Origin of the sequence: Citrobacter pasteurii, assembly GCF_019047765.1 — a bacterium.
GTDB lineage: Bacteria > Pseudomonadota > Gammaproteobacteria > Enterobacterales > Enterobacteriaceae > Citrobacter > Citrobacter pasteurii.
In genome coordinates this window covers 4,211,824-4,224,359 of sequence record NZ_CP077262.1, presented here as the reverse complement: position 1 = coordinate 4,224,359, position 12,536 = coordinate 4,211,824, and the positions used below count along the sequence as shown (strand labels likewise).

Sequence of the window (12,536 nt, the reverse complement as noted above, 5' to 3'; positions counted from 1 at the left end):
AAATTAAAGAGGCGAAGAACATGCTGGGGTTAAAACAGGTTCACCATATTGCCATTATTGCGACGGACTACAGGGCCAGTAAGGCATTTTACTGCGATGTATTAGGCTTCACGTTAATGAGTGAAGCCTACCGGGAAGAACGCGACTCCTGGAAAGGCGATCTGGCGCTGAACGGCCAGTACGTGATTGAGCTGTTTTCTTTTCCTTTCCCGCCGTGCCGCCCGAGCCGACCGGAAGCCTGTGGTTTACGCCATCTGGCGTTCAGCGTCGAGGATGTGGAGAAGTCGATTGCTTATCTGGAGGCCCATCATGTGAAATGCGAGCCGGTACGCATCGATCCGTTTACCAGCAAACGTTTTACGTTTTTTAACGATCCAGACGGATTACCGCTTGAACTGTACGAGCTGTAAGGCTTGTCATTGTGGCGTTAGCCCGGTAACGTGCCGGGCAATGCCATTGTAAGCAACCATCATGACGACACTCACGCTGAACACTTCACTTCTGAACACTAACGCGATCCTCGTTGCCTTTAGCGGCGGCCTCGACTCTACCGTACTACTGCATCAGTTGGTGCTGTGGCGAGCGCAGCATCCTGATGTCACCCTACGCGCAATCCATATTCATCACGGATTAAGCCCGCACGCAGACAGTTGGGTACAGCACTGTGAGTCGGTATGTGCGCAGTGGCAGGTGCCGCTGGTGGTTGAACGGGTCCATCTTGAGGATGATGGCCTGGGCATCGAAGCGCAGGCGCGACGCGCGCGCTATCAGGCATTTGCGCAGATCTTACTCCCGGGCGAGGTGCTGATGACCGCCCAGCATCTCGATGACCAGTGTGAAACATTCCTGCTGGCGCTTAAGCGCGGCAGTGGTCCCGCCGGACTATCCGCCATGGGAGAAAGCTCACCGTTTGCCGGAACTCAATTGATTCGACCGTTGCTGGCGCAAACGCGAGAAGCGCTTGAAGCATGGGCGCGACAGCATGAATTATGCTGGATAGAAGATGAAAGCAATCAGGATGATACCTACGATCGCAATTTTCTCAGATTGCGCGTTACCCCATTACTCCAACAGCGCTGGCCGCACTTCGCACAAGCCACTGCTCGCAGCGCCGCGCTGTGCGCTGAGCAGGAGAGCTTACTGGATGAATTGCTGGCCAGCGATTTAGCCAGGTGCGTCACATCCCATGACACACTGTTGCTGGCGCCGTTAATGGTGATGAGCAACGTGCGGCGTGCCGCTCTGCTTCGCCGTTGGCTGGCGGGATTAAATGCGCCGATGCCTTCCCGTGATGCGTTAGAACGTATCTGGCAGGAAGTCGCGTTGGCACGTGAAGACGCATCGCCCTGTTTTCGCCTCGGTGAGTATGACGTCCGTCGTTATCAGTCACAGCTGTGGTGGGTGAAGTCGGTTGGCGGTCAAAGTGAAACCGTCATTCCGTGGCAATTCTGGAAAACGCCGTTGGCGCTGCCAGTTGGGTTAGGCTCGGTGCAGCTCATCCCTGCTGGTGAATTGCGTATGCCACAAGCGGATGAAGCCGTCAGCATTCGTTTTAAAGCGCCTGGGTTATTGCATATTGTCGGGCGCAACGGTGGGCGTAAGCTTAAAAAAATCTGGCAGGAGCAGGGGATTCCTCCCTGGCGGCGAGATACGACGCCATTACTGTTTTACGGTGACACGCTGATTGCGGCAGCAGGGGTTTTCGTGACACATGAAGGGCTGGCAAAAGGTGAAGAAGGGGTGAGTCTGGTGTGGCGTGCCTGATGGCGCGGCGCTTATCAGGCCTACGTATCGTATGGAAAGTAGGCCGGATAAGGTGCAAGAAAGGTTAAGATTCGCTGACCACCACGGTACCGATTTGTGGGTGACTGAAACTGGCAATTTTGTCGAGGCGAAGCTCACGGGTTTCACCCGAGACATCGGCGACCAGATATTCCACATTTTTGCGGGAAACCAGGTCATTTGCTTTTGCCTGTAGAACTTCGCCATCTTTGAGCGTCAGCGTCAGTAACAAATGGTGCTGGCAGGCGAGTTCAAGATTGTCGTAATCATCACAGTTGATGGGTTGATACGTTTCATTCATTGACATAATCGCTCACCAGTAAGTTCGCGGCAGCATAGGCCGCCTTTTCCCTGACCGACTCTGAAAGGGCGCTGTCTGCCGCCACTTCATTAAGTACCTTCAATACGCAACCCAGCGCATCCGGGACATACCCTAAGTCTCCGCTGGCGATTTCCGCGTACCGCTTGCGTATTAACTCACAATATTTTTCCACATGCCCTCCTGTCAGCACTCTGACTTAACCGTGGATGCAAGTCTAAGCCTACGAAGATAAACTCTGTTTAGCAAGGTGACTATACCATACTCATTCAAGCAATATCAGCGCCTTGATAGACGGTACACACGTTAGTCGTTAGCAGCCTTTTGCCGCCGTTTTCGCTACAATGTGCGCCTGATTCGAAAGGAGTTCTCTCATGGCGCTTAAAGCGACAATTTATAAAGCCGTTGTCAACGTCGCGGATCTTGACCGCAACCAGTTTCTTGACGCGGCCTTGACGCTGGCGCGTCACCCTTCAGAAACCCAGGAACGCATGATGCTGCGTCTGCTGGCCTGGATTAAATATGCCGATGAACGGCTGCAGTTCACGCGTGGTTTAAGCGCTGAAGACGAACCCGAAGCATGGTTGCGCAACGACCATCTGGGTATCGATCTTTGGATTGAACTGGGCCTACCGGATGAGCGCCGTATTAAGAAAGCCTGCACCCAGTCCGGTGAGGTAGCCCTGTTTGCTTACAACAGTCGAGCTGCCCAGATCTGGTGGCAGCAAAACCAGAGCAAGTGTGCGCAGTTTAAAAATCTTACCGTGTGGTATCTGGATGATGAACAACTGGCACAACTGAGTGACTTTGCCGGTCGTACAATGGCACTACAGGCGACTATTCAGGATGGCGCTATCTGGCTGTCCGATTCTCAGAATAATCTGGAAATTCACCTGACCGCGTGGCAGCCGCGTTCATGATCGTTATCTCCCGAAATGTCTCTATCCCAGATAACGAGCTAGAAATCACGGCGATTCGGGCACAGGGCGCGGGCGGTCAGCACGTTAATAAGACCTCGACGGCTATCCATTTGCGCTTTGACATTCGGGCCTCTGGGCTGCCAGAGTATTATAAGGAACGCCTGTTGGCTGCCAGTCATCATCTGATTACCGGCGATGGCGTGATTATCATTAAGGCGCAGGAATACCGTAGCCAGGAGCTAAATCGGGAAGCGGCAATCTCCCGGCTGGTAGCGGTGATAAAAGAATTAACCGCGGTGCAAAAAAGCCGGCAGGCAACTCGCCCTACGCGCGCCTCGAAAGAGCGCAGGTTGTCATCGAAGGCGCAAAAATCCACAGTGAAGGCACTGCGCGGGAAAGTTCGTCGAACGCAAGACTGACGAGCGGGAATAAAAATTTATAAGGAATTCATAGTGAAAACAGCAATATTGTCCGTAGTCGCTGCATGCACGCTCTTTTCCTTGATCGGCTGTAACAATCGCACTGAGGTCGACGCATTACAGCCAACGCGGGCGGCAGAATTAAAACCGATGCAGCAAAGTTGGCGTGGCATTTTGCCTTGCGCGGACTGCGAAGGGATTGAAACGTCGCTGTTCCTGGAAAAAGACGGCACATGGGTGATGAACGAACGCTACCAGGGCGTACGGGATGAGCCATCCTCCTTTGCGTCTTATGGGAAATGGGCGCGTACTGCCGACAAGCTGGTGCTGACGGATAGTAAAGGTGAAAAATCGTACTACCGGGCAAAAGGCGAGGCGCTGGAAATGCTCGATCGTGAAGGCAATCCGATTGAGTCGCAGTTCAACTACACCCTTCAGCCGGTTTCCGCCAGCTTACCGGTAACGCCAATGCCGATGCGGGGGATGTACTTCTATATGGCTGACGCGGCAATCTTTACCGACTGCGCAACCGGTCAACGGATGCCGGTAGCGAATAACGCTCAGCTTGAACGTGACTATTTAGCCGCGCGCACGGAAAACGGGCAATCTGTATTGCTGACGCTGGAAGCGCATTTCACAATGGAGGCGAACCCGGACACCGGCGAGAAAGTGAAAACGCTGATGGCGGATAAAGAGGCGAAATTTATCCCCGGTAAAGGATGTAATTAATTGATGTAAAAAAGGCCCTGATCGTCAGGGCCTTTTACCGGAATTAGCCTTTAATGGCTTTGACCAGATAGTCGACAATGTCGCCGGTTTTAATCAGCTGTTTCTCGCCGTTACGACGGTATTTGTATTCAATATCATCGTTATCGAGGTTACGGTCGCCGAGCACGATAGTGTGCGGAACACCGATCAGCTCCATATCGGCAAACATCACGCCTGGACGCTCTTTACGATCGTCCATCAGCACTTCGATACCCTGTGCACGCAGTTCTGCGTACAGCTTCTCAGCCAGTTCCTGCACACGGTAGGATTTGTGCATGTTCATTGGCAGAATAGCGACCTGGAACGGTGCGATGGCGTCTGGCCATACAATGCCGCGATCGTCAAAGTTCTGCTCAATAGCGGCAGCAACCACGCGAGTCACCCCGATGCCGTAGCAGCCCATGGTCAGAATCTGATTACGGCCATCTTCACCCTGAACAGCAGCTTTCATCGCTTCAGAATACTTGGTACCCAGTTGGAAGATGTGGCCCACTTCGATACCACGTTTAATCAGCAGTGTGCCTTTGCCATCCGGGCTTGGGTCGCCTGCGACCACGTTACGGATATCTGCCACTTCCGGAGTTGCAACATCACGATCCCAGTTAATACCGAAATAGTGTTTACCATCGATGTTGGCACCAGCAGCGAAATCGCTCATTACTGCAACGGTACGATCGATAACCACGGGAATCGGCATGTTCACCGGACCAAGAGAACCCGGACCTGCTTTCACGACGGCACGGATTTCTTCTTCAGTAGCAAAAGTCAGCGGGCTGGCAACCTGCGGCAGTTTTTCTGCTTTGACTTCGTTCAGTTCGTGATCGCCGCGAACCAGCAGAGCAACCAGCGGGTAGCTGCTGCCTTCAACCGCTTTCACCAGCAGGGTTTTAACGGTTTTTTCGATCGGCAGATTAAACTGTTCAACCAGTTCCGCGATAGTTTTCGCATTCGGTGTGTCAACCAGCGTCATTTCCTGAGTGGCGGCTGCGCGGGGTTCTTTCGGCGCAACGGCTTCAGCAAATTCGATGTTGGCAGCAAAATCGGAACTGTCGGAGAATACAACGTCATCTTCGCCGCTCTGTGCCAGTACCTGGAATTCATGAGAAGCGCTACCGCCGATAGAGCCGGTATCAGCCTGTACTGCACGGAAATCCAGACCCATACGGCTGAAGATTTTGCTGTATGCGGCATACATGGCGTCGTAGGTTTCCTGCAGAGATTCCTGAGAGGTGTGGAAAGAATAGGCATCTTTCATCAGGAATTCGCGGGAACGCATCACGCCGAATCGTGGGCGAACTTCGTCACGGAATTTCGTCTGGATCTGATAGAAGTTCAGCGGCAGCTGTTTGTAAGAGCTTAACTCATTACGGATCAGGTCGGTGATGACTTCTTCATGCGTTGGGCCGAGTACGAATGAACGATCGCCACGGTCTGCGATACGCAGCAGTTCCGGGCCGTACTGTTCCCAACGACCGCTCTCTTCCCACAGTTCAGAAGGCTGAACGACCGGCATCAACACCTCGATCGCACCGGCGTTGTTCATTTCTTCACGCACGATGTTTTCGACTTTTTTCAGGACGCGCACGCCGGTCGGCAGCCAGGTGTATAACCCGGAGGCCAGCTTGCGGATCATCCCGGCGCGCAGCATCAGCTGGTGGCTGATGACTTCGGCGTCGGCAGGTGTCTCCTTCAGAGTGGAGAGCAGATATTGGCTAGTACGCATGTTGTTACGGTTCCAGTTGAACGATCGAACAGGCTGGATGCCAGCCTGACACAAAAAAAGTGGTTTAGTTTACCAGCGAGAAAGGGATGTCAAAAGAGAAGGGCACGAAATTAGCGGGGTTCAAGCGCAAAGACTTCAAAACCTTCTTCTGTTACGCGCCAGCGCACGTTGAAATCGTGTAGCCAGACGGCATACGTTTTGCCTGTCTCTTCACCCTTACGATACGCAGGACGTGGGTCCTGCGCCAGTACTTCGCCGATAAATGTTTTCAGCAATGGATAACGTTTTTCCAGCGTCAGAAGCTGTTGTTCAACCTCTGTAGTGAAACTTACCGCCATTTCAGCAACCGGCGCATGCTGCGCGTAGCTGGCAGTGGCGTCAGGCAGTGCTTCTGCAAATGGCAGATAAGGTTTGATGTCGACCACTGGCGTTCCGTCGACCAGGTCCAGGCTACCCAGTTTCAGAATGACGCTCTCTTTGTGGCAGACAATTTCTTTTAACGCAACCAGCGACATGCCGATAGGATTAGGACGGAAGGTCGAGCGCGTGGCAAAGACGCCCATTCTGGCGTTACCGCCAAGACGGGGAGGGCGCACGGTTGGACGCCATCCACCTTCCATTGTCTGGTGAAAAACAAAAATCACCCACAAATGGCTGAATGCTTCCAGGCCGCGAACGGCATCGGCCTGGTTATAGGGCGCGAGCAAATGCAGTTCGCCGTTGGCGCTTTTCACCAGACCCGGCTGGCGTGGCACAGCGAACTTTTCTTTATAAGGAGAGCGGATAACGCCTATTTGCTCGAACTGAAAATGACTCATTTAGACGAAATGTTCAGGGCAGAACCGATGCAAACTGCCTGACGATAGCAGCCCGGCGTCCCGCTGGTAACTTCGCAGCTGTGCAGCAATACCGCATTGGCTTTCATTTTGGATGCGTTTATCTGCATGCGTTTGCGTGCGGTTGGGATACTCGGAGGTGAATCCTGGTTTGATGCCTGGCAGGACTCTCCGCTCACTTCGCCAAGATCGCGGAATGGTTTACCGACCAGATCTTCTGCATTGGTGATAATTCTGACCGGCGTCGCGCGCGGTGCTTTTGGTTTTTCCGGCTCCGCTTTTGGCGGGGTAGCGGTGCTTTGAACGGGTTCAACAGGGGATCTGCTTAACATAGAACAGCCGCTCAGCATGAGTGCTACTAAACAGATCGGTAAAGCACGCATAATATTTCCTCAATGAATGATCTAAACGTCAGATATTGAATCAGGTGCTTGCATAAATGACAAGACGGGCAAGCGCCCGTCCTGATGATATTACAGATTGTGAAAACAGCCTAAAATTACCAGCCTTTAACAGCACCGCCGTTGAAGACTTTGTTTGCCGCTTCGTAAACTTCGTCTGACTGGTATGCTTCAACGAATTTCTTCACGTTCTCAGCGTCTTTATTGTCTTCACGCGTCACGATCAGGTTTACGTATGGGGAATCTTTATCTTCAACAAAGATACCGTCTTTTGCCGGAGTCAGGCCGATCTGGCTGGCATAGGTGGTGTTGATGACTGCCAGCGCGATTTGCGCGTCATCCAGTGAGCGTGGCAACTGCGGCGCTTCCAGTTCAACCAGCTTCAGGTTTTTCGGGTTTTCAATCACGTCCAGCGCGGTCGGCAGCAGGCCAACGCCATCTTTCAGTTTAATCAAACCGACTTTCTGCAGCAGCAGCAGGGAACGGCCGAGGTTAGTCGGGTCGTTTGGAATCGCGACCTGTGAACCGTCCTGCAGTTCATCCAGTGATTTGATTTTTTTGGAATAGCCCGCAATCGGGTAAACAAAGGTATTACCTACGGCAACCAGTTTGTAACCACGATCTTTGATCTGCTGATCCAGGTACGGTTTGTGCTGGAAGGCGTTAGCATCGATATCTCCTTTGCTCAGCGCTTCATTGGGCAGGACATAATCGTTGAACGTTACCAATTCAACATCCAGACCGTATTTTTCTTTAGCCACTTTCTGGGCGACCTCAGCAACCTGCTGCTCTGCGCCAACAATAACGCCCACTTTGATGTGGTTAGGATCTTTTTCATCCTGGCCACAACCCACAAGTGCCAGAGAACCGATCAGGGCTCCAACTGCCGCAAAGGTTTTGAATTTGAACGCCATGCTTATTTCCTTTTCTTAATGAGTTTTTAGTGTTGTGTGTAACGTTATTTGTGCGTGACTGCCCGGACGATGCGATCGCCGGATAACTGAATTAAATAAACCAGAACGACGAGCAATACCAGCACTGTATTCATTACGGTAGCGTTATACCCAATGTAACCATACTGATAGCCAATCTGGCCAAGACCACCGGCACCGACAGCACCGCCCATCGCCGAGTAACCAACCAGCGTGATGAGGGTGATGGTGGCCGCATTGACCAGTCCTGGCAGCGCTTCTGGCAGTAATACCTTACGAACAATCTGCAGCGGCGTAGCGCCCATTGCACGCGAGGCTTCAATCAGCCCGGTCGGGATTTCCAGCAGGGCGTTTTCCACCATACGAGCAATAAATGGCGCGGCGCCGACGGTCAGCGGGACGATAGCGGCCTGCAGCCCGATAGAGGTGCCAACAATCATGCGGGTGAATGGAATCATCCACACCAGCAAAATAATGAACGGGATGGAACGGAAAATGTTAACCAGCGCAGAAAGCGTGCGGTACAACTTTGCGTTCTCAATGATTTGTCCTGGACGCGTCACATACAGCAGTACGCCAACGGGCAGGCCAATCACAAAGCCAAAAAAGCCGGACACAAAGGTCATTGCCAGCGTTTCCCATACGCCGCGAACCAGCAGCCAAATCATCGGCTCAGACATAACCCAGTACCTCTACTTTTACGTGGTGTTCCTGCAACCAGCTAATGGCTGCTTGTGTATCTTCTTGTGTACCGTGCATTTCAGTCAGCATGATGCCGAACTTCACGCCGCCGGCGTAATCCATCTGTGCGCTGATAATGTTGTTATTCACGTTAAAGCGACGGGCCGTCTCAGAGAGTAGCGGTGCATCGACCGAATGACCGGTGAATTCCATACGCAACATCGGCACGCTGTCGGCTTGCGGCTCTGCTTTTAAACGTTCCTGATAATCTTCCGGAATATCCAGGTGCAGCGTGGACTGGATAAACTTCTGCGCCAGTGGGGTTTTGGGGTGTGAGAACACTTCGCTGACGGTGTCCTGCTCAATCAGTTCACCATTACTGATGACCGCCACGCAGTCACAAATGCGTTTTACAACGTCCATCTCATGGGTAATCAGCAGAATGGTGAGTCCCAGGCGACGGTTAATGTCTTTCAACAATTCCAGAATCGAGCGGGTTGTTGCTGGGTCAAGGGCGCTGGTGGCTTCATCGCACAGCAGTACTTTGGGATTGCTTGCCAGAGCACGGGCGATCGCCACACGCTGTTTTTGTCCACCGGAAAGGTTGGCCGGGTAGCTGTCGTGCTTGTCGCCAAGACCGACTAAATCCAGCAGCTCTGTTACACGGCGTTTAATCTCTTCTTTTGGTGTGTTATCCAGTTCCAGCGGCAGCGCAACGTTGCCAAACACGGTGCGGGAAGAGAGCAGGTTAAAGTGTTGGAAAATCATGCCGATTTGACGGCGAGCTTTGGTCAGCTCTGACTCGGAAAGCGTCGTGAGTTCCTGACCGCCGACCTGGACGCTGCCTTCGGTTGGGCGTTCAAGTAAGTTTACGCAGCGGATGAGCGTACTTTTACCTGCACCGGAGGCGCCAATGACGCCATAAATCTGCCCGGCAGGAACGTGCAGGCTGACATTATTAAGCGCCTGAATGGTGCGAGTCCCCTGCTGGAACACTTTGGTGATATTCGAAAGTTTAATCATTGGTTATTTATTATCGTAATTAAGTTAGCCGTGGCATTTTCGTCTGTCTGGGACGGTCGAAGTCGTCAACAAGATGGATGTTAAGGCATCCAGACGTCTAAATCAATCTAGCTTTGCACGATGAGCACTTTCTTGCCCGCCGAAACATGCGATACTAGAGCCACATGCCTTATTCAGGAGCTATAAAAGGTGGCAAAGACTGTACCCGCAATTTTTCTCGACCGTGACGGCACTATTAATGTGGACCACGGTTACGTCCATGAGATCGACGAGTTCGAATTTATCGACGGCGTCATTGATGCTATGCGTGAACTTAAAAAGATGGGTTATGCGCTGATTGTCGTGACGAACCAGTCTGGTATTGCCCGTGGCAAATTTACCGAGGCACAATTCGAAACGTTGACTGAATGGATGGATTGGTCATTGGCCGATCGCGATGTTGATCTGGATGGTATCTATTATTGTCCTCATCATCCGCAGGGCACAGTCGAAGAGTACCGCCAGGTCTGCGACTGCCGTAAACCGCATCCGGGCATGTTGATCTCCGCCCGAGACTTTCTGCACATCGATATGGCTGCTTCTTATATGGTGGGCGACAAAATAGAAGATATGCAGGCGGCGACAGCTGCAAATGTAGGAACGAAGGTATTAGTGCGCACAGGCAAGCCAGTCACTCCGGAAGCAGAAAATGCGGCAGATTTAGTGCTAAATAGTCTGGCGGACCTGCCAATGGCGATAAAAAAGAAGCAAAAGTAAGCGTTATGGATAAAAGGTGAGCGGTTGAAACAAAAATGCATTTTTCCGCTTGTCTTCCTGAGTCGACTCCCTATAATGCGCCTCCATCGACACGGCGGATGTGAATCACTTCACACAAACAGCCGGTCCGGTTGAAGAGAAAAATCCTGAAATTCAGGGTTGACTCTGAAAGAGGAAAGCGTAATATACGCCACCTCGCGACAGAGCGCTAAAGCGCGTCGCAACTGCTCTTTAACAATTTATCAGACAATCTGTGTGGGCACTCGAAGATACGGATTCTTAACGTCGCAAGACGAAAAATGAATACCAAGTCTCTGAGTGAACACGTAATTCATTACGAAGTTTAATTCACGAGCATCAAACTTAAATTGAAGAGTTTGATCATGGCTCAGATTGAACGCTGGCGGCAGGCCTAACACATGCAAGTCGAACGGTAGCACAGAGGAGCTTGCTCCTTGGGTGACGAGTGGCGGACGGGTGAGTAATGTCTGGGAAACTGCCCGATGGAGGGGGATAACTACTGGAAACGGTAGCTAATACCGCATAACGTCGCAAGACCAAAGAGGGGGACCTTCGGGCCTCTTGCCATCGGATGTGCCCAGATGGGATTAGCTAGTAGGTGGGGTAACGGCTCACCTAGGCGACGATCCCTAGCTGGTCTGAGAGGATGACCAGCCACACTGGAACTGAGACACGGTCCAGACTCCTACGGGAGGCAGCAGTGGGGAATATTGCACAATGGGCGCAAGCCTGATGCAGCCATGCCGCGTGTATGAAGAAGGCCTTCGGGTTGTAAAGTACTTTCAGCGAGGAGGAAGGTGTTGAGGTTAATAACCTCAGCAATTGACGTTACTCGCAGAAGAAGCACCGGCTAACTCCGTGCCAGCAGCCGCGGTAATACGGAGGGTGCAAGCGTTAATCGGAATTACTGGGCGTAAAGCGCACGCAGGCGGTCTGTCAAGTCGGATGTGAAATCCCCGGGCTCAACCTGGGAACTGCATCCGAAACTGGCAGGCTAGAGTCTTGTAGAGGGGGGTAGAATTCCAGGTGTAGCGGTGAAATGCGTAGAGATCTGGAGGAATACCGGTGGCGAAGGCGGCCCCCTGGACAAAGACTGACGCTCAGGTGCGAAAGCGTGGGGAGCAAACAGGATTAGATACCCTGGTAGTCCACGCCGTAAACGATGTCGACTTGGAGGTTGTGCCCTTGAGGCGTGGCTTCCGGAGCTAACGCGTTAAGTCGACCGCCTGGGGAGTACGGCCGCAAGGTTAAAACTCAAATGAATTGACGGGGGCCCGCACAAGCGGTGGAGCATGTGGTTTAATTCGATGCAACGCGAAGAACCTTACCTACTCTTGACATCCACGGAATTTAGCAGAGATGCTTTAGTGCCTTCGGGAACCGTGAGACAGGTGCTGCATGGCTGTCGTCAGCTCGTGTTGTGAAATGTTGGGTTAAGTCCCGCAACGAGCGCAACCCTTATCCTTTGTTGCCAGCGGTCCGGCCGGGAACTCAAAGGAGACTGCCAGTGATAAACTGGAGGAAGGTGGGGATGACGTCAAGTCATCATGGCCCTTACGAGTAGGGCTACACACGTGCTACAATGGCATATACAAAGAGAAGCGACCTCGCGAGAGCAAGCGGACCTCATAAAGTATGTCGTAGTCCGGATTGGAGTCTGCAACTCGACTCCATGAAGTCGGAATCGCTAGTAATCGTGGATCAGAATGCCACGGTGAATACGTTCCCGGGCCTTGTACACACCGCCCGTCACACCATGGGAGTGGGTTGCAAAAGAAGTAGGTAGCTTAACCTTCGGGAGGGCGCTTACCACTTTGTGATTCATGACTGGGGTGAAGTCGTAACAAGGTAACCGTAGGGGAACCTGCGGTTGGATCACCTCCTTACCTTAAAGAAGCGTTCTTTGTAGTGCTCACACAGATTGTCTGATGAAAAGTAAATAGCAAGGCGTCTTG

General features: G+C 52.3%; 14 protein-coding genes and 1 rRNA gene. 7 read left to right on the top strand and 8 right to left on the bottom strand.

What is annotated here, in order from left to right; all coding sequences use genetic code 11:
* Window positions 1-20: 20 nt before the first annotated feature.
* Window positions 21-410, top strand: coding sequence for a VOC family protein (locus tag I6L54_RS20505; RefSeq protein WP_040230033.1), 390 nt, complete (start codon window positions 21-23; stop codon window positions 408-410).
* A 61-nt stretch (window positions 411-471) separates the two neighbouring features.
* A complete protein-coding gene (tilS, locus tag I6L54_RS20500; RefSeq protein ID WP_040230034.1) occupies window positions 472-1,764 on the top strand; it encodes a tRNA lysidine(34) synthetase TilS in 1,293 nt (430 codons plus the stop codon).
* A 64-nt stretch (window positions 1,765-1,828) separates the two neighbouring features.
* On the opposite strand, the gene rof is transcribed toward tilS, so the two are convergent.
* Window positions 1,829-2,089, bottom strand: coding sequence for a Rho-binding antiterminator (gene rof, locus I6L54_RS20495; RefSeq protein ID WP_040230035.1), 261 nt, complete (start codon window positions 2,087-2,089; stop codon window positions 1,829-1,831).
* The gene (locus I6L54_RS20490; RefSeq protein WP_005132083.1) at window positions 2,076-2,276 is read right to left on the bottom strand and encodes a YaeP family protein; all 201 of its coding nucleotides are present in this window, start codon (window positions 2,274-2,276) and stop codon (window positions 2,076-2,078) included. Before I6L54_RS20490 ends, rof begins: the two co-directional genes overlap by 14 nt.
* Before the next feature lie 199 nt (window positions 2,277-2,475).
* Between I6L54_RS20490 and I6L54_RS20485 the strand changes: the two genes are divergently transcribed.
* The 3 genes from I6L54_RS20485 to nlpE are packed head-to-tail and all read left to right on the top strand — an operon-like array spanning window position 2,476 to window position 4,169.
* Window positions 2,476-3,021 carry a YaeQ family protein gene (locus tag I6L54_RS20485; RefSeq protein WP_040230036.1) on the top strand — a complete coding sequence of 182 codons (546 nt, stop codon included), beginning with the start codon at window positions 2,476-2,478 and terminating at the stop codon, window positions 3,019-3,021.
* Window positions 3,018-3,440 (top strand): alternative ribosome rescue aminoacyl-tRNA hydrolase ArfB, encoded by a 423-nt coding sequence (gene arfB / locus I6L54_RS20480; RefSeq protein ID WP_040230037.1) that lies wholly within the window; start codon window positions 3,018-3,020, stop codon window positions 3,438-3,440. The genes I6L54_RS20485 and arfB overlap by 4 nt, the downstream gene beginning before the upstream one ends.
* A gap of 30 nt (window positions 3,441-3,470) precedes the next feature.
* Window positions 3,471-4,169, top strand: a complete 699-nt coding sequence (gene nlpE, locus I6L54_RS20475) for an envelope stress response activation lipoprotein NlpE (RefSeq protein ID WP_137378478.1) — start codon at window positions 3,471-3,473, stop codon at window positions 4,167-4,169.
* A gap of 43 nt (window positions 4,170-4,212) precedes the next feature.
* On the opposite strand, the gene proS is transcribed toward nlpE, so the two are convergent.
* The 6 genes from proS to metN form a co-directional block, all read right to left on the bottom strand.
* Complete coding sequence (proS, locus tag I6L54_RS20470) at window positions 4,213-5,931, bottom strand: proline--tRNA ligase (protein WP_040230039.1); 1,719 nt, start codon at window positions 5,929-5,931, stop codon at window positions 4,213-4,215.
* Window positions 5,932-6,041: 110 nt separating this feature from the next.
* A complete protein-coding gene (tsaA, locus tag I6L54_RS20465; RefSeq protein ID WP_005132077.1) occupies window positions 6,042-6,749 on the bottom strand; it encodes a tRNA (N6-threonylcarbamoyladenosine(37)-N6)-methyltransferase TrmO in 708 nt (235 codons plus the stop codon).
* On the bottom strand, window positions 6,746-7,150 hold the full coding sequence (rcsF, locus tag I6L54_RS20460; protein ID WP_040230040.1) for an envelope stress sensor lipoprotein RcsF: 405 nt from the start codon (window positions 7,148-7,150) through the stop codon (window positions 6,746-6,748). The genes tsaA and rcsF overlap by 4 nt, the downstream gene beginning before the upstream one ends.
* 116 nt (window positions 7,151-7,266) lie before the next feature.
* Window positions 7,267-8,082: a methionine ABC transporter substrate-binding lipoprotein MetQ gene (metQ, locus tag I6L54_RS20455; RefSeq protein ID WP_003829145.1), complete on the bottom strand. Its 816-nt coding sequence runs from the start codon at window positions 8,080-8,082 to the stop codon at window positions 7,267-7,269.
* Between the two features lie 44 nt (window positions 8,083-8,126).
* The gene (locus I6L54_RS20450) at window positions 8,127-8,780 is read right to left on the bottom strand and encodes a methionine ABC transporter permease MetI (RefSeq protein WP_005132073.1); all 654 of its coding nucleotides are present in this window, start codon (window positions 8,778-8,780) and stop codon (window positions 8,127-8,129) included.
* A complete protein-coding gene (gene metN / locus I6L54_RS20445; protein ID WP_005132072.1) occupies window positions 8,773-9,804 on the bottom strand; it encodes a methionine ABC transporter ATP-binding protein MetN in 1,032 nt (343 codons plus the stop codon). Before metN ends, I6L54_RS20450 begins: the two co-directional genes overlap by 8 nt.
* Window positions 9,805-9,993: 189 nt before the next feature.
* Here metN and gmhB point away from each other — a divergent pair, with 189 nt between their 5' ends.
* Entirely contained in the window at window positions 9,994-10,560 is a 567-nt protein-coding gene (gmhB, locus tag I6L54_RS20440; protein ID WP_005132069.1) for a D-glycero-beta-D-manno-heptose 1,7-bisphosphate 7-phosphatase, read from the top strand.
* 365 nt (window positions 10,561-10,925) lie between these two features.
* Window positions 10,926-12,467 (top strand): 16S ribosomal RNA (locus tag I6L54_RS20435).
* Window positions 12,468-12,536 lie beyond the last annotated feature (69 nt).